Source organism: Caballeronia sp. HLA56 (genome assembly GCF_054655155.1).
This window is the reverse complement of record NZ_BAAHOB010000004.1, coordinates 572,027-593,527: the sequence shown is the minus strand read 5'-3', so window position 1 is coordinate 593,527 and position 21,501 is coordinate 572,027. Positions and strand designations below refer to the sequence as shown.

At 56.2% G+C, this 21,501-nt stretch carries 18 protein-coding genes, 7 pseudogenes and 2 other annotated features; of the genes and pseudogenes, 10 read left to right on the top strand and 15 right to left on the bottom strand.

Features of this window, described 5'->3' with window-relative positions:
• Positions 1-3: 3 nt before the first annotated feature.
• Together ACYQ47_RS18765 and ACYQ47_RS18760 are read left to right on the top strand one after the other, a co-directional pair.
• Positions 4-492, top strand: coding sequence for a hypothetical protein (locus ACYQ47_RS18765; RefSeq protein ID WP_459906400.1), 489 nt, complete (start codon positions 4-6; stop codon positions 490-492).
• Positions 493-844: 352 nt separating this feature from the next.
• Positions 845-1,965 (top strand): IS3 family transposase gene (locus tag ACYQ47_RS18760; RefSeq protein WP_310391523.1). Its coding sequence is split into 2 segments (ribosomal slippage): positions 845-1,103 and positions 1,103-1,965, totalling 1,122 coding nucleotides; the frame shifts between segments, so codons are not numbered across the junction.
• Between the two features lie 535 nt (positions 1,966-2,500).
• On the opposite strand, the gene ACYQ47_RS18755 is transcribed toward ACYQ47_RS18760, so the two are convergent.
• On the bottom strand, positions 2,501-2,845 hold the full coding sequence (locus ACYQ47_RS18755) for a response regulator (RefSeq protein WP_250470165.1): 345 nt from the start codon (positions 2,843-2,845) through the stop codon (positions 2,501-2,503).
• Between the two features lie 522 nt (positions 2,846-3,367).
• Here ACYQ47_RS18755 and ACYQ47_RS18750 point away from each other — a divergent pair.
• The 4 genes and pseudogenes from ACYQ47_RS18750 (at position 3,368) to ACYQ47_RS18735 (ending at position 6,624) form a co-directional block, all read left to right on the top strand.
• Positions 3,368-3,727, top strand: coding sequence for an ElaB/YgaM/YqjD family protein (locus tag ACYQ47_RS18750; RefSeq protein ID WP_250470164.1), 360 nt, complete (start codon positions 3,368-3,370; stop codon positions 3,725-3,727).
• Positions 3,728-4,457: 730 nt separating this feature from the next.
• Positions 4,458-5,328 (top strand): annotated as a pseudogene (locus ACYQ47_RS18745) (YihY/virulence factor BrkB family protein); the annotation flags it as partial.
• A 678-nt stretch (positions 5,329-6,006) separates the two neighbouring features.
• Positions 6,007-6,213, top strand: a complete 207-nt coding sequence (locus ACYQ47_RS18740; RefSeq protein WP_459906518.1) for a response regulator — start codon at positions 6,007-6,009, stop codon at positions 6,211-6,213.
• 66 nt (positions 6,214-6,279) lie between these two features.
• Positions 6,280-6,624 (top strand): response regulator, encoded by a 345-nt coding sequence (locus tag ACYQ47_RS18735; RefSeq protein WP_459906399.1) that lies wholly within the window; start codon positions 6,280-6,282, stop codon positions 6,622-6,624.
• Positions 6,625-7,464: 840 nt separating this feature from the next.
• Here ACYQ47_RS18735 and ACYQ47_RS18730 read toward each other — a convergent pair.
• The 8 genes and pseudogenes from ACYQ47_RS18730 to ACYQ47_RS18695 form a co-directional block, all read right to left on the bottom strand.
• On the bottom strand, positions 7,465-7,686 hold the full coding sequence (locus ACYQ47_RS18730; RefSeq protein WP_459906398.1) for a hypothetical protein: 222 nt from the start codon (positions 7,684-7,686) through the stop codon (positions 7,465-7,467).
• A gap of 257 nt (positions 7,687-7,943) precedes the next feature.
• Positions 7,944-8,108: pseudogene (locus ACYQ47_RS18725) on the bottom strand (transposase); the annotation flags it as partial.
• Between the two features lie 37 nt (positions 8,109-8,145).
• Positions 8,146-8,445, bottom strand: a pseudogene (locus tag ACYQ47_RS18720) (integrase core domain-containing protein); the annotation flags it as partial.
• A gap of 4 nt (positions 8,446-8,449) precedes the next feature.
• On the bottom strand, positions 8,450-9,847 hold the full coding sequence (locus ACYQ47_RS18715) for an IS30 family transposase (protein WP_459906397.1): 1,398 nt from the start codon (positions 9,845-9,847) through the stop codon (positions 8,450-8,452).
• 48 nt (positions 9,848-9,895) lie between these two features.
• Positions 9,896-10,842, bottom strand: a pseudogene (locus ACYQ47_RS18710) (IS3 family transposase); the annotation flags it as partial.
• Positions 10,424-10,540: a sequence feature (AL1L pseudoknot), on the bottom strand. Its footprint overlaps the pseudogene before it by 117 nt.
• A 57-nt stretch (positions 10,843-10,899) precedes the next feature.
• Positions 10,900-11,133: pseudogene (locus ACYQ47_RS18705) on the bottom strand (transposase); the annotation flags it as partial.
• A gap of 244 nt (positions 11,134-11,377) precedes the next feature.
• On the bottom strand, positions 11,378-13,186 hold the full coding sequence (locus tag ACYQ47_RS18700) for a putative bifunctional diguanylate cyclase/phosphodiesterase (RefSeq protein WP_459906396.1): 1,809 nt from the start codon (positions 13,184-13,186) through the stop codon (positions 11,378-11,380).
• A 516-nt stretch (positions 13,187-13,702) separates the two neighbouring features.
• Positions 13,703-13,846: a PriCT-2 domain-containing protein gene (locus ACYQ47_RS18695; RefSeq protein ID WP_459906517.1), complete on the bottom strand. Its 144-nt coding sequence runs from the start codon at positions 13,844-13,846 to the stop codon at positions 13,703-13,705.
• Positions 13,847-14,109: 263 nt separating this feature from the next.
• On the opposite strand from ACYQ47_RS18695, the gene ACYQ47_RS18690 reads away from it, so the two are divergent.
• The gene (locus tag ACYQ47_RS18690; protein ID WP_459906395.1) at positions 14,110-14,238 is read left to right on the top strand and encodes a hypothetical protein; all 129 of its coding nucleotides are present in this window, start codon (positions 14,110-14,112) and stop codon (positions 14,236-14,238) included.
• Positions 14,239-14,375: 137 nt separating this feature from the next.
• Here ACYQ47_RS18690 and ACYQ47_RS18685 read toward each other — a convergent pair whose 3' ends face one another.
• From ACYQ47_RS18685 to ACYQ47_RS18670, 4 genes are all read right to left on the bottom strand, one after another.
• The gene (locus ACYQ47_RS18685) at positions 14,376-14,738 is read right to left on the bottom strand and encodes a hypothetical protein (protein WP_459906394.1); all 363 of its coding nucleotides are present in this window, start codon (positions 14,736-14,738) and stop codon (positions 14,376-14,378) included.
• A gap of 143 nt (positions 14,739-14,881) precedes the next feature.
• On the bottom strand, positions 14,882-15,295 hold the full coding sequence (locus ACYQ47_RS18680; protein ID WP_459906393.1) for a hypothetical protein: 414 nt from the start codon (positions 15,293-15,295) through the stop codon (positions 14,882-14,884).
• Positions 15,296-15,418: 123 nt separating this feature from the next.
• Positions 15,419-15,703: a hypothetical protein gene (locus tag ACYQ47_RS18675; protein WP_459906392.1), complete on the bottom strand. Its 285-nt coding sequence runs from the start codon at positions 15,701-15,703 to the stop codon at positions 15,419-15,421.
• Positions 15,704-15,834: 131 nt separating this feature from the next.
• Entirely contained in the window at positions 15,835-16,077 is a 243-nt protein-coding gene (locus tag ACYQ47_RS18670) for a hypothetical protein (RefSeq protein WP_459906391.1), read from the bottom strand.
• Between the two features lie 436 nt (positions 16,078-16,513).
• Between ACYQ47_RS18670 and ACYQ47_RS18665 the strand changes: the two are divergent.
• A pseudogene (locus ACYQ47_RS18665) lies at positions 16,514-16,795 on the top strand (transposase); the annotation flags it as partial.
• A 223-nt stretch (positions 16,796-17,018) separates the two neighbouring features.
• On the opposite strand, the pseudogene ACYQ47_RS18660 reads toward ACYQ47_RS18665, so the two are convergent.
• Positions 17,019-17,822: pseudogene (locus ACYQ47_RS18660) on the bottom strand (IS3 family transposase); the annotation flags it as partial.
• Positions 17,823-17,882: 60 nt separating this feature from the next.
• Between ACYQ47_RS18660 and ACYQ47_RS18655 the strand changes: the two are divergent.
• A protein-coding gene (locus ACYQ47_RS18655) for an IS3 family transposase (RefSeq protein ID WP_459906390.1) occupies positions 17,883-19,123 on the top strand; the annotation gives its coding sequence in 2 pieces (ribosomal slippage) (positions 17,883-18,189 and positions 18,189-19,123; 1,242 coding nt in all).
• Positions 18,185-18,301 (top strand) — a sequence feature (AL1L pseudoknot). Its footprint overlaps the gene before it by 117 nt.
• 37 nt (positions 19,124-19,160) lie before the next feature.
• Here the strand turns inward: ACYQ47_RS18655 and ACYQ47_RS18650 are convergent.
• Entirely contained in the window at positions 19,161-19,751 is a 591-nt protein-coding gene (locus ACYQ47_RS18650; protein WP_459906389.1) for a GAF domain-containing protein, read from the bottom strand.
• A gap of 695 nt (positions 19,752-20,446) precedes the next feature.
• On the opposite strand from ACYQ47_RS18650, the gene ACYQ47_RS18645 reads away from it, so the two are divergent.
• A complete protein-coding gene (locus tag ACYQ47_RS18645; RefSeq protein ID WP_459906388.1) occupies positions 20,447-21,292 on the top strand; it encodes a hypothetical protein in 846 nt (281 codons plus the stop codon).
• The last annotated feature ends 209 nt before the right edge of the window (positions 21,293-21,501 follow it).

Genomic DNA, 21,501 nt, shown 5'->3' with positions numbered 1-21,501 from the left:
ATCATGGACATCCTGGACTCCCTTCGGCAGGCGCCCAGCGCTGAGTTATATCGCCTCTATCTGACCATCGGCAAAATGCTCGATGACCCCCGACGCATTCTCGAAGTCCGTCAACGACTGCACATTGGGATGACCGTCAGATACATCGGTGACAACCCGTTGGGCCCCCCATTGGAAGGCACTGTCACCGAGCTGCGACATACGCAAGCGGTCGTACAGGAAAACGTGACTCGCCGCCGATGGGCAGTGTTGTATGCGGCGATTCTCCTCGATGCCACCGCAGCCCCAACTCAAAAGGAAGCGCCGCCACCTCGCCCGCGCCTCGAAGAGTTCTTCATCGGCGACACCGTGGGATTCACCGACAAGCATCTGAACGAGCGTGTTGGAACCGTCGTCAGACTCAATGCGAAAACGGCGTCCATCGCCGTGACAGATTCCGAAGGACACTGGCGCGTCTCATACGGTCTACTGCGGAAAATCGTCGATATCTGATTGAACCTGTCAACGCGGGATGCGCTGACGGATACGCTTGCTCTAGATGCCGTTGCTCGATTACAAGCGCACCCCCGATGCGGGACAAGCATCGCCAAGCGTCCATGGGAGCGGTACACCGTACATCGGCCAGGCGAACAGGCTGACAGAATTTCCATCGATCTCAAGAACAGGACCGTGAAATGTCACACGTAGTGCAACTCCCCAATAGTTTGGCGGCAATCGATCGCTACGCCAATGAAGCGAAGCGGCGAATCGAACTCAAATCCGCAGGGCGTAGCGCTCTTGACCTGCCCCGGTAACTTGAGACCGAATTGATCTAGGATAACGGCGCATCCATACGGAGCGCGTCATGAAGAAGAGTCGATACAGCGATGAGCAGATTGTTCGGATCTTGCGGGAGGCGGACAGTGCGCCGATTGCCGAGGTGGCAAAGCGACACGGTGTCAGCGACGCGTCGATTTACGCGTGGCGCAAGCGATTTGGCGAAATGGTCAGTGACGACGTCAAGCGATTGAAGGCGTTAGAGCTCGAGAACAACCGACTGAAGAAGCTCGTGGCGGAGCGTGACCTGGAAATCGAGGTCATGAGGGAGATTTCCGCAAAAAAATGGTAAGCGCACAGGCACGCCGCGAGCAAGCCCGCTATGCCATTTCGCGCGGGCTGAGCCAACGACGTGCGTGTGCGCTGATTCACGTCAGTCGCGCCAATCTCGGTTACATCAGCCTCATGCCGGGCAAGAACGGCCCGATCGTGGAGATGATGCGACGCCTCTCGGGTGATTATCCCCGCTTCGGCTCGCGGCGCATCCGCATCATGCTGGGCCGCGAAGGGATCGTCATCGGCAAGGAGCGGTGCAGCCGGTTGTGGGCGCAAGCCGGTCTTCAAGTGCCTCGCAAACGACGCCGACGCCGCGTTGCCGGTTCGCGTCCTCGACCGCTTGCTCCGAGCGCTCGCAACGCCGTATGGAGTTACGATTTCGTCTTTGACGCGTGTGCCAACGGCCAGCAACTGAAGTGTCTGACGGTCGTCGACGAGTACACGCGTGAATGTTTGGCCATAGATGTGTCTGGCTCGATCCGATCGGCCAGAGTCATTGAGGTGCTGAGCAAGCTAATCAGCGTTCACGGCGCGCCACGCTATATGCGAAGCGACAACGGCCCCGAATTCGTCAGCGCAGCGTTGCTCAAGTGGGTGGTATCGGAGAAGATCGAATCGGCGTTAATCGATCCCGGCAAGCCATGGCAGAACGGCACGAACGAAAGCTTCAACGGTAAATTCCGTGACGAATGTCTTGCTATGGAATGGTTTCGCAATCGGATTGAAGCCAAGATCGTGATTGACGACTGGCGACGGCATTACAACGAGGTTCGACCGCATTCGAGCTTGAACTACGACACGCCGCTGGCGTATCGCCAGCGCTTAGAAACCAATTCAACCCAAGCCGTTATTGCTAGAACGCAGTGGTCTTAGAAAAACGGGCAGGTCACTCTCTCAATGCAGGAAGCGGAGGCAATTAAGCAGGAGCGGCGACTCCTTGAGAAACTCCAGGAACGTCGGCGGGTCATTCTTGCGAGCTGGAGGCTTTGAGGCCGGCTGTCGTTCCGCTCCTCGAGCGGGGCGACTGGAAAAAACGGCTTATTCTTTGAACTGATGCAGCAGCGAAAGAGCGAGGCCAGAGATGGCCACTACGGATCTTTGATTTCGACATGGGATCGGGAAAGAAACCTTGCTCTCGCACAGCTTCTTCCACCGCCTGCGGGCTGACGCATCCGCTGATCGCTCCGATAGGGTTTCCATTCACCGCCAGATGCCCGGACCAACGGCGGCTCGGGGCGCGGAAGGCCCTTGAAGTAAGCACCTTCACGGAGTGGCATCGGCCGACGACGTGGAGCAAGGCGTAAAAAGAACGAAATGAGAATACGCTGACGCAGGCAACGGCCTCAGTTCGTGAAAAGGCCGAGGCTCGAAAAGGACTGTGGCACGATGCCTTGCGGAGCTAAGCAAACTAACAACCGCTTATGACCGCCTCGAGTGCCTCGCGATCAACAGGTTTAAGTAGATATCCATCGAACGGTGCCAGTTCCTGCTCGGATAAATCCGATCGTCCAGTAATGGCGACAACGCATGCCTGCGAGTTTTGGCTGGCTTCCCGGAACTGCTGACATAGGTGGCGGCCATCGATGTCAGGTAATCCAAGATCAAGAAAAATAGCGTCGTAGACGGTATTGGCTGTCAGTTTCAATGCGGTCGCACCGTCATATGCAACTTCGGCCCGATGCCCCAGATCATTGGCAAGCGCACCGAACGCATCAGCCAGACGGGAATCGTCCTCGACAAAAAGTATAAGCATGGAATCGCCAATTTAGTTCTGAATAGGTCAAGCAACGGGACTGCCCCTAGTCGCGCCTCACGACGATGGCGTCCACGCGCGTCTTTAACGATTTGTACAATGCCAGCGCGTACGTCGTCAAACGTTCGGTAGGGGCGCCGGCGCCCGCCGGCATGCATCGATGTTAATCATCCAAACTTAGCGACCGTGCTTTTCGAGATTGTCTAATCAGCCGATTATCAACCGTCAACACTCAAACCTATTTTTTGCCATCCCAGCGCCCGGCCGGAAAACTTGTTAGTCAAGCGCAAAGAAAAACCCGCGAAGCGCGGGTCAGGTCTAACCGGCCTTATCAACTCAAATATCGCCTCCCCTCCGCACTTGGCTGGAAACAAACAGCAACCGTCCGGAAAAGAACGCGATCATCAGCGTCAGCGGGTTCTGTGATAGTGGAACAGTGATTGCTCGTCTATCAGAGAACTGGTAAAAGTCGAACTTCCGAACCGATTGAACTCAACGCCGCTCAACCCTCAAGGCGATGTCATGGACGAAACTCCTAAGAAATCCGTCAACTCCTTGGTTACCGAAAGAAATGGGAGTGCTTACCCGTTCCCTGCCGGTGAGGAAGATGCCCCACCACCGAGAAGCGAATCTTCGGCGGTAGGCAGCGAAGGAAGTTTCCGCGATGCGTCGCAGTCTTGGGACGCTGACGCCAACACCCCTCCGTCGGCCGCGGAAGGCGTCAGAACGAAGAAAAAGCTTTCCGACGTCCAAGATGCGTTGGGCAAAAGATATCGAGTCGCGAATGAAACAACCGATGATTTCGTGCACGACAGTCCTTGGAAAGCGATCGTCATGGCTGCATTGGGTGGTGTAGTAATAGGAATGCTGATCTCACGGTGAGCCGAGCCGATGCGCGGCCTAACGTTCCGCGCAGATCCATCATCGAAAGGCAGCCGTCTTTCATCGGGAGAGCCAAGTTGCCAACAGGTCACCGTGCTCGTTTGAGTCGTGCAGGGGTGTCCACCTGGACTGTCAAGAAGGGCTTTCATACGGAAGAAGTCGGCATGGTTACCGCAAAGATTTTCGGAATTTTGGCCCTAGTCTGCTCGGTTGCTGCGCTGGCGGACCAAAATGAAAGACCCCGAAACGCGGCGACGGTCGTTGGCGAGCCAACCAGAAATGAACCTTTGCCTTTACAAGATAACGCTACCGATGTGTCGACGTATTTGCACTCAGACGATCGATATCCGTCTAACCCTGCGACTGGGCCAAGCATAAAGAACGACGTCTCCGGATCGGGGCCAGAACGACCCTCGCCACCAAACGAGCCTGCTTCGCCAGGCAGTGGAATGAAGAAACCATATTAAAACTATGGGGCGCGGGATGGGGCTCATTCGTCAGCCCGATTGCAACTTCGGTGAGCAACAACGTTTCGCTCCGCATCTTGATGGTGCTTGGCGGTGCCTTCCGCACCGGCCTAATCAAAGTCGGGCGGTCCAATTGAGCCGCTCGCCATGACCGCTGCAGCTCTCCGAATCGAAAGCGAGCGAGGGTCGTTCTTTTTGGGCTCCGGTCCTAGATAGGCATCGGGAATGCTATCACCATACATCACCGACGCAAGGAGCCAGCAATGAATCCGAGGTCCCTTTTAGGCCGGGCGAGCGCATGGCCCATTCGGATGTTTAAACGCTTTTCCGCGGATCGCTGTGCACCGATGGCAGCCAGCATTGCTTTTTATTCGGCGTTCTCGCTCGCGCCGACGCTTGTCATGGTGATTGCAGTGGCGGGGCTCGTCTTCGGCGCAGAGGCAGCGCGCGGCAAACTTTTCGGTCAGATAAGCGGAAATGCTTGGTAAAGACGCAGCCGTGAGCGTCCAGACTATCGTGGAGCATGCTCACCAGAGCGGCGGCGGGGGACTCGCTGCCATAATCTCGTTCGCGCTGTTAGCCGTCGGTGCGTCAGCAACATTTTCTTCGCTAAACACTGCTCTATCAATAATTTGGCCCGCCAAGGAGCGTCCTACGTCGGGCGTGACGACGCTTGTCAAAGTGCGCCTGATTTCTTTTGGCCTCGTGATGGGCGTCGCGTTCCTGCTTGTGATATCGCTCGTCTTGGATACCGCTTTGCAAGCTGCCGGCAAGTGGATCTTTGGGGCGTCTCCTTTAGTGATTTTGACCGACATCGCACAATTCGTTATTGGGCTCTTGATATTGTCATGCGCCTTCGCTGCACTGCTTAAATACCTGCCAGATGGGCCCGTACCTTGGCGGGATGCAATGGTAGGTGGCAGCATCGCCGCGGTTCTCTTTTCGATTGGCAAGAAGCTTTTCGCGTTGTATCTGACCCATGCTGGCACGGCTAGCGCATTTGGAGCCGCCGGATCGCTGGCTGTCTTGCTGATGTGGCTTTACTTCGCTGCCGCCGTTCTATTGCTTGGGGCGGAAGCGGCCGCATCGCGCGTTGAGCAACGAAGCGGTGAGACCCGTGAAAGTGACGCAGCCACGGATAACGACCGCATTAGCCGCGATGCCGACGCCGCGTCCGCCATAACACGAACTGTGGGCACGGCGGCGTCCACATCAACTGTGCCGAGGACATCTGCAAGCACGGAACGGGTTGGATCGGACCATGTCGCCCGCGAACGCGTTGTGCGGCCGGCGCAAGTCAATCCCATTCGATGGGCGTTGGCGTTTGTCGAAGCTGGACTCTTCATCGTTATTCGTGTCCCTAAGCGTTTGAGCCATAAATAGCGCGTTCAGATTCAGCGCCACAGGTCGGTCCGGGAGTGATGCCTCGATGATGCATGTGATCTGCGCAATCCTCGTCGATCGGAGTCACGAGGTTATCGTGCGCAACGCCGGCTATCGACTTTCTTGCCGAGTATTCTTGGCGATGAACCGTCGTGGGCCCGCAAAGCGACGCGAGCGAAAAGCGGCGGTTCCGGCGTTGAGAGCGGCCGTTTGGACAGCAAAGTAAAAGCGGCCGCTGGAGGTGGCTCGCTGTCTCCCTGACATTAGGAATGCATTGGCAGGCGCGACTTAAGCGGGGCACGGGTAATGACGGTCCGAAATGAAGCGCCTAGGTGGCTCTGCAGTCAGCGTCCGATTTTCGAGCCGATGTTCTGTGGGCAGCGACAATTATTTTGGCCGACCGGCGATGCCGCTTGACGCTGTCTAGTTCTGCTCATCGATATTGGCCTGCCGGACATATCCGGCTATGAAGTCGCTCGAAAACTGCGGCTCGAGTCTCCGAGCGAAACCCTCTTGCTTATCGCGCTTACCGGCTGGAGCCACGAAGCGGGCCGTCAGGCGGCATTCGATGCAGGCTTTGACCATCATTTGGCGAAACCAGTCGATTACGATCGTCTACTCGCGCTGCTGGCATAGATCGGGACTGTCGGTTGCTTAAACGAAGTAAGCGGCGCGGTTCACCGCGATAGCAGGAAGTATCACATGCCGAAAATCTTGCTCGTCGATGATGAACCGGCGATAGTTGAAGTGCTCCCGATGACTCTCGATGACGCTAGATACGAAACAAGAGTCGCGCATGATGGCATTGCGGCCCTCAAAATCGTTGACGCCTGGTTGCCAGACGTCATCATTTCTGACTGGCAAATGCCGAAGATGAACGGCGAGGAGCTGCTCAATCGTCTTAAATCGGACGACCGACTGCGCCATATTCACGTGATCGCAATAAGCGCGACACCTCCTGTCTTGGAACTGCGATTGGTTGCCTTGCTTCAAAAACCGTTTGCCGTGGAAAAGTTGCTGCGCTTGATTTCAAAGACAGTCGGTTAAAGAAGGGGCGGTTCGTCTACGCCTGCAATGTTCCAGGAACGGCAAATACGAATCGGAGTTCGCGGGAACCCGCTTGTACGCAGTGAAGAACACACCAAGCCGCCTTGAAGGGCGGTCTTGTTGGCCGACAACATCACTTAGGGATGCCCGGTTGTCATGGCCTCTTGGAAACCCCTCTCGACAAAGCCATTTCCGCGTCTGCTCGATTGAACGACTACTGCGATGGGACGCGGTTCCGGGACGGATTCAACGACGTAAACATCGAGGGCCGAAACTCCCTTTTCTCGGAGAGAGGCTGAATCATCGCGGTTATCACCATCGACAAGTCCGCGGCTTTCCATGCGGTTAAGCTGAGGGACAACATTCAGCCCGGCAATGGCGTCGCAAACATCGCGACACGTACCAACTGGTACGATCGTTATATCTTTAAAAATCTGTTGGTAAAGCGGCCTATCGAGACTTGCCTCTGTCCCTTCTACAGCTTGCCATACGTGTTGGCCGAAGTACTGGTACAAAAAGTCAAGCTGATAACAAAACTGAAGTTGTTTCGTACACCTGTCGACCAAACCTTGTCGACGACGTGGTTGTTTATCGGCGTCTCGTTCAGGTTGAAGCCGGCCCGTTAAGACTTGTGAAACGAGCCGCTCAAGTTTGCAATGTTGGTGCCGTTGATAGGAGGATGCAGCGCCTCGGCTGCTGTCTCTCAGTGGTTTGGCTCGCCATCGGTGGCGGCCCCTTTTTTCGGCACCCCTTCCCGCGTTTTGAGTGCACGAGGGATCGCAACCTCGCACCGTCCATGTTCGACAAGAAGAAAACATGCCGTCTGAGAACGAATGCCTCTTACGCTTTCAAAAAGTACAACATAAAAAACACCGTCGGCAAGCCCATTGCGGCCGTTACAAGCCCGATGACGATCAGAACGTCGTAGACATGCATCCGTTCCTCAAACTCCTGCTGCCGTTTCAGGACCGGATCGGCGGCCAAGCGGTCATAGTTCAGCGAAATGTTCTCAACTCGCCTCTTGGGGCTCGGCCAAGAATTGGATGTGAAGGGTGTCATCATCGTTGTCCAGTTGGAAACCAGTCAAGCCGACCACGGGCGAAGTCGCCTCTTGCATGAATCCTACTGGGATCATTGCGGCGCAATTCGAGGAGCACGGCAGAGATCGGCCCTCTAATTAGGGCATAGGCCTTGCATAACCCTGATTAATAGCGGCCATTAGAGACACACATATGCTCGAGCGCGCGTTGCTTTCTGCAGCGCGTCGAACCTCGATAAAAAGTTTAAGGCTCTTTTGAAAACGGAGTGGGTAACGGGGCTCATCGGGCATGCTCATTAAAGCGCGAGAAGTCGAATTTTCCGGCGATGAGAAACAGGACAGTGCGCATGGTTTCGAAGCGAGCGTACCCGCGTGCTTTGCGTTTGGCGGCCTGAAACAGGCCGTTGATGGCTTCGATGAAGCCGTTGGTCTGGCGCGTCTGTGAACCGCCCCGACTTTGTCGGAGACCGCCGAGTTGGGCGCTACGCCGCGCGAGCGGATCGCACCAGATTCCGATTGTAGACTTCCTCTGCTTGCGCAGGCGATACGTACCCGAGCGGGCCGAGCAGCCGATGGTGGTTATACCAGTGAACCCATTTGAGCGTGGCGAGCTCGACGTCTTGGAGTGTGCGCCATGAACGCCGATGTACAACTTCGGCCTTATACAAGCCGTTGATCGTTTCGGCCAGAGCATTGTCATAGGAGTCGCCGACAGTTCCGACAGATGGCTCAACGCCCACGTCCACCAAACGTTCGGTGTACCGAATGCTGAGGTATTGGGCGGATTCAACCGGTCGTCGCAACACCGGATTGTTGAATAGATTTCAGGTACTCGTTTAGGGCTTCCGCAGGCGTTTTCCATCCAAGAGTTTTCCGCGGCCTTGAGTTCAACGTATTAGCAACGGCTTGGATCTCCCGAGCGTTCCATCGGGACAGGTCTGTACCTTTTGGAAAGTATTGTCGTAGAAGGCCATTGGTGTTCTCATTTGTACCGCGCTGCCATGGGCTTTGCGGGTCGGCGAAGAATACTTTCACGCCAGACTCGATAGTGAAGCGGGCATGATCGGAAAGCTCCTTGCCACGATCCCATGTCAATGACCGCCATAACTCAGCGGGCAAGTCAGTCACAGTCTTCTTAAGTGCGTTGGCCATCGTGACGGCCCCGTAGCCGGCTAGCGCAGGCCCGTTCTTCGTGCAAGGTATCAACCCGTAGCCTTTCTCTCGAGGTAAATGCACAAGCATCGTAAAGCGGCTCGACCTTTCCACCAGCGTCCTGATGGCCGATCGATTCAGACCGATGAGGAGGTCGCCTTCCCAATGGCCTGGCACCGCACGATCTTCCGCCTCTGCAGGCCGACTAGAGATCATCACCTGCTCACTGACATGCGCCCACGCCTTAGCACGCGCTCTTGCTCGAGGAACGCGCAACGCGCGCCCCGTGCGCAGGCAGCCCACCAGCTCGCGCTTGAGTGCGCCGCGCCCTTGAATATAAAGCGCTTGATAAATGGCTTCGTGGGAAATACGCATCGATTCATCATCCGGGAAATCAACCTGCAACCGATTGGCAATTTGTTCAGGTGACCAGCCATTGACCCATGTTCGATCGCCGCGATGGGGCTTATTTCGACCCTTAAACGGTGCCTGCCTAGGCCCAGCAATCACACGGCCATCAGCGTCATGAACTTTGCCTTCCAGGCGTTCCTGTACATATTGACGCAGTTGTTCATGAGTTGCCAGCTTCGCTGGCTTCGGTCGTTTGGCGAATCGATCCGCCTTCCACTGCGCAACAGAGGCGCGATACTCGAGATACCCACTGCGTGTTGCTGCATTGCGCGTGAGTTCTCGCGAAACGGTTGATGGACTGCGTCCGATACGCCGAGCGATTTCGCGCACTCTAAGGCCTTGAACAGAGAGCAATGCTATCTCTTCTCGCTCAGGAAACGACAAGTATCGACCAGCGATAGGTTTTGACATGAATAGTGGCATGCCGCCACGATAGCGGAACCAGCGCGAGCCCACTGCTTGAGATGCGCCTACCGCCTCCGCTGCCTTCTCGCTTGTAATGCCTGTCGCAATATGTTGCCAAAAGCGACGCTCGATCTCGTTTCCAAGTGATGGCGCGCCCGGCGAGTACATCGCTCCTCTACCGGTCAACCGATACACTTGCTTTGCACATCGGACCATGCAACACCTCCTCGATTAAAGGTGTTGCGACGACCGGTTGAATCCGCCTTGCGACCCGTGATCGCTGTGATGAATGAGCCTGGGCGGTGGCTGGCGATCGTGTAACGCCTGGTTCAGCGCATCCAGCACGAAGTCAGTCCTCATCGATGCCGACACGCGCCAACCGACGATACGGCGCGCAAACACATCGGTCACGAAGGCCACATAGACGAAGCCCGACCATGTCCAGCAATAGGTAAAATCCGCGACCCACAGCGCGTTCGGCCGCTCGGCACGGAACTGACGTTTGACCCGGTCCATCGGGCACGGCACCGCATCGTCGCGCTGCGTCGTCTTGATCCGGCGCCCACGCCGTACACCTTCGAGGCCCATCACCTTCATCAGGCGCGCAACCGTGCAGCGCGCGATCTTCACGCCATCGCGCAATAACTGGCGCCAGACCTTGCGCACACCATACACGCCAAAGTTCTCCTCCCAGACCGCCCGGATGAGAGCCTTCAGTTCAATATCGCGACGCGCTCGTGCTGGCCATTGCTCCGGATCGCTGCGCCGCCCGGCGTGCCGGTAATACGTCGACGGCGCGATCGGCAGCAGGCGGCAGATCGGCTCGATACCGTAGACGTCGCGATGCTCGTCGATGAACGCGATCATGGCTTCGATCGGCGGTCGAGCTCCGCCTGCGCGAAATATGCGGAGGCCTTGCGCAGGATCTCGTTGGCCGTGCGCAGCTCACGGTTCTCGCGCTCCAGTTCCTTCAGACGCGCCAAATCCGAAGTTGTCGCGCCCGTTCGTTGGCCACGGTCGCGCTCTGCCTGAATGATCCAGTTGCGAAGCGTCTCGCGCGACATCCCCATCTTCGAGGCGATTGAGCGGATCGCCGCCCCCTGCGTTTGGTACTCGTGTTGGTGCTCAAACACCATTCGCACCGCTCGCTCCCGCACCTCATCCGAATATCGCGTGCCGGTGGGCTTCCTTGTCTTGCCTTCGCTTTCCATACTTCAAATCTCCCGTTACAGCCAAGATCCGAAGTCTCCTACATTTCCGGGGCGGTTCACCTCGATTTCCAGGTCACGCTCCGCCACGAGCTTCTTCAGTCGGTTGTTCTCGAGCTCTAACGCCTTCAATCGCTTGACGTCGTCACTGACCATTTCGCCAAATCGCTTGCGCCACGCGTAAATCGACGCGTCGCTGACACCGTGTCGCTTTGCCACCTCGGCAATCGGCGCACTGTCCGCCTCTCGCAAGATCCGAACAATCTGCTCATCGCTGTATCGACTCTTCTTCATGACGCGCTCCGTATGGATGCGCCGTTATCCTAGATCAATTCGGTCTCAAGTTACCGGGGCAGGTCACAGGCGCGATACATCCAGCACCATGAGTACCTGCCCGCGACGACGATCTACGTTAGCTTCGAGTCAGCAGAAGAGGGTGCTGATGGCAGCATCAAGACGGAACGGGCGTCGCGGCTGAATGGGCTGTTGCACCGACGACGATAGCCGCGCGGCGCAAGCATCCTGTCGCGCTGGACTATCATGGCTTCTTGGTTTGCCCCGGTGGCACAAACGCCGTAGCATGCAATCTCATCCATTGCTCGAAGGCTTCGCGACCGAGCGGGCGGCTGATGAAATAGCCTTGAGCTTCGTCGCATCGACTTTCAGCCAGCATGGCATAAAGCTCTGCATTCTCGACGCCCTCAGCCACAACTTTGTAGCCGAGGTCGTGGGCTAGTTCCATCGTTGAGTGGACGATTAAAGCGTCCCGATGACTTTCCAGCATCGACGAGACGAGAGTCCGGTCAATCTTCAACACATCCGCTGGTAGATTGTGAAGTTGGGTAAGGTTACTAAACCCTGAACCAAAGTCGTCGATTGCGACACTGACTCCTGCTTTTCGCAAACGATCGAGCGCCGACGCCGCCACTTCTGGGCTCTGCACAACAGCACCCTCAGTCACTTCAAGCTCCAGACACGACGACGGTACGCCATACCGGGAAAGCTCAGCGGTGACTCGCTCAACAAAGTCTGCCCGGCAAAGGTCCGATGCTGCGATGTTTACCGAGATGATTAGATCCGGAAATTCTTCTCGCCAAATCGACAACTGCCGGATGCCTTCCTCCAAGACCCAATCCGTCACAAGCTCAATGAGCAGCGTCTGTTCAGCGATTGGAATAAATTCGACAGGAGAAATATTCCCAAGGCGAGGGTGGTTCCAACGCAAGAGGGCTTCTGCGCTGACGCAGGCATTGTCCGACAGACGAACGCGAGGCTGATAGACTAAATAAAATTGGTCCTTGCTGCCGAGTGCACTTTTTATCGAGTTTAAGATGACAAATGCCCGCTCGCGGCTTTGTTTCATCTTGTCATCGTAAAGCAAGACTGCTGCGTTCGATTCACGCGCAGCGTCTGCTGCAGTAATCAACGCTCCGAGTAAGCGTGCAGGGTCAGTTGGGGCGGCAAGCGCGGAAATTCCTGCTGAAGAGACCACCTCAACGGGAATGGAACGGTTGAGGATTAACGGGCTCGCGTGGCTAGCTACGCATCGTTCTGCCAGCAGGCGCGCGTTCTCGGCGCCGCTTTTCACTAGGAATGCATATCTTGCGTAGCCCACCCGATAAAGCGTGATGCCCTTGGGTAAAACCGCGCTCAGTCGTTCTGTCGTAAGGATGGCGGCGTGGACCGTCGTCTCGACGCCCAACGCTACCACCATACGGTTAACATATTCCAGCGGGCAGATATCAATCATCACCGCATGCGTGAATCCCGCCTGCGAATTATTCGAAGTGAAGGCAGCAACGTCAAGATTGAAACGTGCAAGGTTTGGGAGTGTTGTCGCTTCGTCACTGTACGCCAAGGAATTAAGCGCGCCCAGCCGCTCAATGACTGCCTGCGCAAGGGCCCAAAGCATAGACTGCTCTCTCCGACTGAAGCTGGAGCGCGATTGACCGTCGATCAAGCAGAGCGTGCCAACGGCTACCCCTCCGTTGATAACAAGAGGCGCGGCAGCGTAAAAACGGATGCCGGGTTCTGCGACCACCAAAGGATTATGAGCGAACCTTCCGTCTTGAGACGCATCAAGGACGACGGTTAAACCGGATTCGCGGATCGCGTGGGAACAGAACGATACAGACCGAGGCGTCTCTTCGCATTCAAATCCATGACGCGACTTAAACCACTGCCGCTCGGCATCAACGAAAGTAATGAGCGCGGAACGTACCCCAAATATATTGGCGGCCAGATCGGTAATACTGTCGTAAAAGCCCTCTGCTGGCGTGTCGAGCAGCCGTAACGAGCGTAGCACTTCCAGCCTCAGTATTTCGCTTTGTGTTTGTTGCGTGTGCACGGTGTACTCTCCTCGGGGCCCTTTGACCCGAACGCAGCCATCAGTGTTAGTTTTAGGCAGAACCTTCAATAACGACACAAAGGCCACCGACTTGAGAGCGCAACGTGCGCAAAGGAATTGAACACCGGCGGTGCGCGCCCTTTCTGACCGTCTCGTGCGGCGGCTCCTGCGCGTCGCGGAAGCAGAGACCGGCCTGTTGCAGCGGTGTCGTCACAGTTCCTCTTCGATATCGGCAATGTCGAAGCCGCGGCCGGCAGCAAACGTGACCTGAAGCTCGGACAACTGCACCAAATCATCATGGCGTGCCGAAATTCCGCTTCGTCGTCTTCGGCGGCGTCGAGTCCTGCAATAAATTGGTCATGCATGGTGATCTCCCTAAATTTGGATTGTCAAGTGTTCAGTGGCGCGTGTGAAACCGGTGTAAGCCAGCCGTGAATACGACGCAATATCGAATTCATTGTGCTTGGCGAAGTGATAGAGCGTACCAAGGCTGACGCCCCCTGATTTAATGGATTTCTACGTCGATTCGGCTGCGCTTTGTTTGAAGTTGCTGCAATTGGACGACGCTTCGAGCCGCATATCTGTGGCCAAAACACCGAATTCGCTTTTGAGTGCCATTGCGGCTTTAACCCAAATGTCGCGGTCGTTGAATCGAGATATGCAAGTGCTGCGTGTGATTTGGGAGATTCGTCATTCAAAATCGGGCGTGCATTCATTTTCACCTCCCAAGCGGCTGACGCGCGCCGGACGAGTTACCGCATGTGCGCCTCCAGGGCCGTCGTCGTCACTGGATGAATGGCATGGTGCGGCAGTTAACCTACAGATATACGCTCGTTGGCTATAAGACGTATGATTTGGATATCGCTTCTTTCAGAAAGGTAATTCTCCCGAGAACGTGGATTTTTGTCTGCAAAGGCGACACCATGAAGGTGTTCGTCGACAACGATGTTCTTGTGATCTACCTTTATCGAGATGACTATGGCGTTGAAGTCATGCGGCTGCGCTTCCGCAAAAGCGATTGCACGCAGTTCACCACAGCGAGCACGAACTAGTAGTACGGGCATGGCCAGCGGTTCCAATCACTGCAGCACCCGGCCAGCCATTGATCAACAAGATGTTAAGGTTGTTAGAAAAACAGACACCTCTTCCGTCCTGCGCGTTTGCATCCTTAGTATTTCTACGTGACAGGCTACGCAAGTTTACTCATCGTTTTCTTGTACGCGCGGCCAACTAGCCAGCAGATGTGGGCGCTAATGAATACGGTCAGAAACACAACAACTGCCAGGACGCCGTAGAACCAGATATCCGATAGGTCGCGACAGGACCTCGGCGCAGTGTGCAAACCGTCAACGGCCGCTAGCAGTTCGGCATCGGTCAAGTCGTGGACGTTCCTGCTATTCACCGTTCCGGTTGAGGGCTGCGCGCTTGTTTGCGCTCTTGACGCATCAAGGCATTCGTTGCGCTCTTGAATTGCAGTTACGGACGGCAGGGCTATCGTCAAGACGCCAAGCGCAAGGCTAGCTTGGAGAATGATTTTGCTGATGCGCTGCATGGCCCTTTCCCGACGCTTGGTAGTGATTGGGATATCGGAGGGTGCGGCGGAAACTTGAGCCGGTGGTCAAAGCAGGTACGTCTGGCATGACACGGGGCCTCGATTAGGGGTCAGCGCTCGGTGACAAGGGAAGATCCTTAAGCTTACTCATCTCCCATATCGTAAGCCGAGAACTTCAAAGTGACGTCTTCAATTGCGACGTTGGACAGCAGGGCGTCGCGGTCGTCGGAAGCCAGAAGGTCGTAAGGAAACTCAACGGAAAGAGATCCGTCGAAAGTGCCCTCCACCGTTCTTTCCTGATCGTCTCCTTCTTCGTCCATGTACTGCACTTCAAGGACCACCCTGCCAGCTAATGCAATGGTTGCAGATAAACCGTCTATCGTGTCTGGCTTCACTTCGTCAAGCGAGACGGTCGCCTTCGTTACATCCGCATCAAAGGTCCCGCCGCGCTTTCCGTGTATTTCCTCTTGATGGTTGTCTTGGAAGAATTCCTTCACAGCCTCTTGCGCGCTCTCTCTGAAACTTGAACTTGCGCACAGATCTTCGATGATGCTCATGGGGCCTCCGAAGGCTTGCGGGAAAACTCTATATGTTACCAGCAAGGAAGGAGCCAGTTAGAAAGCTCGCAGGAGGATGGCACATGGGCGAGCGCAAGTCACAAGATGTAGTGGCCGACGTGGTCAACCCTGACTGTACCCAGCATTCTTCAACGCCTGCGCAATGAAGTCATCGGCTTCCGGCGTCCGAAGCAGCCAGCTTTGCACAGCTGGTATTGCAGATACCCCGCCCGAAGGACACCAATCAATGACCTCTGGCTCGCCATCGTAGTAACTTTCTTGATCGCGACGACTATAGACCGTAAGCGTATTGCAACCTGCGTTGCCGCTCTGAAGCACGGCAAAGTAAGCGCGTTCAGGATGGGCCGCGAAAAAAGAAGTAGCCTCTTCGTCGAGGTCGTCGAACATAGGTGGCTCCGGATTCTCAGCGAGTGATGTTTGCCAAGAGATCGCGAAATTTTGAGAGTGCCGACCGACTTTGTCTAGTGACAGTTCGGTTTGCAGAGTACCGACCATAATCGGAATTCAGCCGCACCCCTTCATTTTCTATCCGGTTTTGCCGGTGCACGCATATAGGGTAGAAACTCGTTTCGCCCAACACCGAGCAAAGCCAATGCTGCACGCAACGATTCGATAGGTTGACTGAAATCGACACGCCTGACATCACCATCAGCGTGGGCGGCGATTCCGTGATGAATCACTAGAGCCTCTAGCGCGATACTGATGGCCCGAGCGATCTCCCCATCGCGGCTGGGGTCGGCGAAGATAGGATTCTGCGGCATCGCGGTCTCGTATCTTGAATCTGTGGACGGCAACTGAAGCCGTACGATACACCGGCGGACAAAACCTTGTCGATGACGTGGTTGTTTATAAGCGTCTATCGTTTGATTGGAGTCCGACCTGTTGAGACTGCGAGTCTAGCCGCTCTGGTTTGCAAATGCAGTGCCGTTAACGGGAGGATGCAGCACCTTGGCTGCATTCTCTCAGCAGGATTGCCCGCCCTTAGTAACGGGCTTTTTTTGGCACTGCTTTTGGCGCTTTGACTACACGAGGATCGCTATCTCGGCAATACCCCTGTCCAGTAAGCAAGATCGGAAGTAGAAGTTCCAGCAAAGGGAATTCTACGCAATGAAGAAGTCGGAGCACGGATAGCCTGTAGTGGTCTAATGAATCCGGACGCTGATTTAGGCGAGAATGGTCGCCATGAAGAGGTGTCTGATGAGCAAGCAACGACGTACGTTTTCCCCGGAGTTCAAACAGCAAGCCGCCGGTCTGGTGCTCGACCAGGGCTATAGCCATATGGAAGCAAGCCGCTCGGTCGGCGTCGGCGAGACGGTGCTGCGCCGCTGGGTGCAGCAACTTCAGATGGAACGCCAGGGCGTCACGCCACAGGGCAAGGCAATCACGCCGGATCAACAGCGTATCCAGGAACTCGAGGCACGTATCGAACGCCTCGAGCGTGAGAAGGCCATTTTAAAAAATGTATGGTCTGCCCCAGATTTGCAAGTCACTGGTTTGCGGTTTCGACAGAACAACGTTTGCGTCGATGTATCCGGCCTGTTGTTGCAGTCCGCAGACTGCTGGCCGTGATGGAATCCGCGCACATGCCCAATAAAGCTTTCAGTCTTTACGGACTGCTTTTTTAGCCGGGCTTTCGGCATGCCGGTCAACGGTTCTGTGTCATGGTAATCTCCCCACTTTTAACACGAGTCAGAAGTAGAGGCTATGCGGCGGCCATGAGCCGCTGTTTCGGCGTCATGCCGCCAAGGCCCATGTTCGGGCGCTCGTGATTGTATTGCCACATCCATTCGGTTGCGAAGTGCTGCACGTGCGCAAGGTCGTCCCAGTAGTATTGCGACAGCCATTCATAGCGCACCGTCCGGTTGAATCTTTCCACATAGGCGTTCTGCTGCGGCTTGCCAGGCTGAATGTAGTTCAAGGCGATGCCATGCCTTGCAGCCCATTGCGTGATCGCATCACTGAGGTACTCCGGACCGTTATCGCACCGGATCGCCAACGGCTTTCCTCTCCAGCCGATGATTTGCTCCAAGGCCCGGATGACACGTGCCGAGGGTAACGAGAAGTCGATCTCGATGCCCAACGCTTCGCGGTTAAAGTCGTCGATTACGTTGAACAGCCGGATACTGCGCCCGTCCTTCAACTGGTCGTGCATGAAGTCCATCGACCACACCGCATTCACCGACGCCGGCAAGATCAGCGGTTCCGGCGCCTGCCGTACAAGCCGCTTGCGAGGCTTGATGCGCAGGTTCAGCTCCAGTTCTCGGTAAATCCGGTACACGCGCTTATGGTTCCAGCCGAAGCCCTTCACGTTGCGCAGGTACAGGAAACACAGCCCAAAGCCCCAATTGCGATGATTGTCGGTCAGCCGTAGCAGCCAGTCGGCAATCTGCTCGTTCTCTGCATTGCGCTGCCGCTCGTAGCGGTAGCACGTCTGGCTGATACCAAATGCCTCGCACGCAAGCCGGATCGACACGCCCCGGCTCGCTACTGCTTCTCTGGCCATCTCGTGAACCGCCCCGGAAATGTAGGAGACTTCGGATCTTGGCTGTAACGGGAGATTTGAAGCATGGAAAGCGAAGGCAAGACAAGGAAGCCCACCGGCACGCGATATTCGGATGAGGTGCGGGAGCGAGCGGTGCGAATGGTGTTTGAGCACCAACACGAGTACCAAACGCAGGGGGCGGCGATCCGCTCAATCGCCTCGAAGATGGGGATGTCGCGCGAGACGCTTCGCAACTGGATCATTCAGGCAGAGCGCGACCGTGGCCAACGAACGGGCGCGACAACTTCGGATTTGGCGCGTCTGAAGGAACTGGAGCGCGAGAACCGTGAGCTGCGCACGGCCAACGAGATCCTGCGCAAGGCCTCCGCATATTTCGCGCAGGCGGAGCTCGACCGCCGATCGAAGCCATGATCGCGTTCATCGACGAGCATCGCGACGTCTACGGTATCGAGCCGATCTGCCGCCTGCTGCCGATCGCGCCGTCGACGTATTACCGGCACGCCGGGCGGCGCAGCGATCCGGAGCAATGGCCAGCACGAGCGCGTCGCGATATTGAACTGAAGGCTCTCATCCGGGCGGTCTGGGAGGAGAACTTTGGCGTGTATGGTGTGCGCAAGGTCTGGCGCCAGTTATTGCGCGATGGCGTGAAGATCGCGCGCTGCACGGTTGCGCGCCTGATGAAGGTGATGGGCCTCGAAGGTGTACGGCGTGGGCGCCGGATCAAGACGACGCAGCGCGACGATGCGGTGCCGTGCCCGATGGACCGGGTCAAACGTCAGTTCCGTGCCGAGCGGCCGAACGCGCTGTGGGTCGCGGATTTTACCTATTGCTGGACATGGTCGGGCTTCGTCTATGTGGCCTTCGTGACCGATGTGTTTGCGCGCCGTATCGTCGGTTGGCGCGTGTCGGCATCGATGAGGACTGACTTCGTGCTGGATGCGCTGAACCAGGCGTTACACGATCGCCAGCCACCGCCCAGGCTCATTCATCACAGCGATCACGGGTCGCAATACCTCAGCATTCGGTACACCGAACGTTTGGTGGACGTGGGCGTTGAGCCATCTGTCGGAACTGTCGGCGACTCCTATGACAATGCTCTGGCCGAAACGATCAACGGCTTGTATAAGGCCGAAGTTGTACATCGGCGTTCATGGCGCACACTCCAAGACGTCGAGCTCGCCACGCTCAAATGGGTTCACTGGTATAACCACCATCGGCTGCTCGGCCCGCTCGGGTACGTATCGCCTGCGCAAGCAGAGGAAGTCTACAATCGGAATCTGGTGCGATCCGCTCGCGCGGCGTAGCGCCCAACTCGGCGGTCTCCGACAAAGTCGGGGCGGTTCAGGTCACCAAACCCTGCTGATCCGCACATATAATCGCGTCGGGCGACGTGGCGGCAATGTTCTCGAAGCGGGACTGACTTGAGCGGCGGGCAAATTCCAGGCGGCGAACCTCGAGCTTGTCGAGCACAAGTGCGGCGAGCTCCGAGAGATTGCGTCGCTCGCTATCGCTGAATGCGTCTCTCGGTTCGGTGTCGATCAGGCAGAGTGTGCCTAACGCATAGCCGAGCGTATTGCGAAGTGGGGCACCGGCATAGAACCGTATGTGTGGTTCCCCCGTGACCAGCGCATTATTACGAAAGCGGGAATCCTTCTGGGCATCGAGGACGACCATGATCTCGTCACGCAGGATCGCATGGGCGCAGAACGAGACGTCGCGGGATGTCTGGCATGCAGTGAGGCCCACACTCGCAGCGAATAACTGGCGCTGGGCATCAACCAGTGAGACGAGCGCGATCGGCACGCGGAAAATGCTTTGGCCCAAGTGAACAAGGCGATCAAAACCCGGGTCGCCGAGCGCCGCGTCTATCGAGTATTCGTTCAGCGATGCAAGCCTCGATTCTTCGTCAGAGCCAATCGATGTGGAATCCATGGCAGTTTTGCTCTCGCCTGCTTTGTAAGAATAAAGGTCGTTTGGGGTCTAGCTTCGCCACGAAGTTTTGAATAGCCTGGACTTCCACCTTGATAACGGCGAAAAACCTGTGTGCTTGAGGCGCCGTGCCTCGTATCAGCGCGCACCTCCAGGCGAGCACTGCGGACGATGGCGCCTTGTCGGAGCTCCGACCCGAAGGATCGTCATGCCACTCGTAGTCGTCGAGGTCGGCTTCTGCGTCGTGTTCGGGCGCGCACCAGACCAAACACCTTGTAACTACTGTGGCGCCGAGTAGCACTACGACGTGAATCAACATCGCTTTCCCTACTGTCTCCAGACAAACAGAATCCGTAACGCGTACACGGCTCCAGTAAAAACCGTTTTTGCGCCCCATGCGTCGGTAACGGTTACTAAAGCAATAGAGGACCGCATCGGCCGGCGCCGCGGCTGGCGCGGCTGCGCTGCCCACGTGACGGCCTCAAGAAGCTAGCTGAAGCTACCAAGTCGGCGCGACCATCACTACGGCTGCCGCACCGCTCAGGGCCAAATCAGCGTCTATGAGGAGATTGAGCGACGAGAAGCGCTGCTCCCGTTTTCATTTCAGCAGACGGTCCAATTTAAGGTTTGTCTCCAGTCTGTCGTAAACGAGGTTCTAAACCTCTCGAGAAACGGGAATGCGGATTTGCTGCCTGATCTTGTGGACCTCCCTGTTTTTCCTCGGAGCGTGTCATGTTGCTGACGCCGACAAGGAAAAAGCTATCTCCCAGCAAAGCATTCCCCGAGATGGTGCCCAAAGCGCTGCGTGTCATCCTGTGCGCGCTGATGGACTAGACGAGCCGACCGTCAACTTGACCGGTCGAGAACGTCAAGTACTCAAACAGGCTGTCAAGCTGGAAATACTAGCGTACCTAGACGGCCAGCAGTCCTCTTATACGGACGACTCAGACATTGCAGATCGTCCTACTGCAATTACTTCTGGGATGTTGCAGCTGAAGTATGAGCGTGACAAGCATCGTGCGGATAACGAGTTCCTTGGGAGACATCTGATTGTGACGGGGCGCGTGGCCTCGTTTAAACGCATGCATGGCATGCTTGTCAGTGTTCGTCTAGATGGCGGATCGACAATCTTCCAGAGACCCATAGTTTCGATGGTGCTAGGTTACCCAGATCATCTGATGACACTTACGAAATTCGAACATGCTTCGTTTTCCTGTCGCGGCGCCGGTACGCGTTGGGGATCGGCACTTCTCGTTGATTGCGTTCCAGCGGACTCATGGGTTGCTGCGGAGACCGAGCGTTATGAAGCCAGCTTCCTAAAGCTGCCCATCGCTGCATTCACCAAGAAAGCATCAGTCGTGTTATCGGTCGCGAGAATCGCGCAATTGCTTTCGGTCAATAGTGCTTGCTTCTCAGAAACAGAAACGAAGAAGTGCGAGATCGAACTGAACGATTACACCGAGGAAGTGATCATGGCGCACACCACGCCAGCGCAATGGGCAGCCTTGAGCCAACGGGTGTTTGGTTCCGCGTATCCTGAATGAAGGCAGCCGGTTACGGCAAGCATGTACGGCCATGTCTTTCGCCGGATCTTTTGGGAATGTCAGCCCGGTGCGTAGCCTTTGGAAAAGCATTTTGTTCTGTTCATGCGCACGTGCGCGTAGAGGTATAGAAGGGAAACGGATAATTCCTGTTTGGACACGAATGAACAAGCGAGTGCCTTCCTGGGGGGCAGGAGACGCCTCTTGCTCCC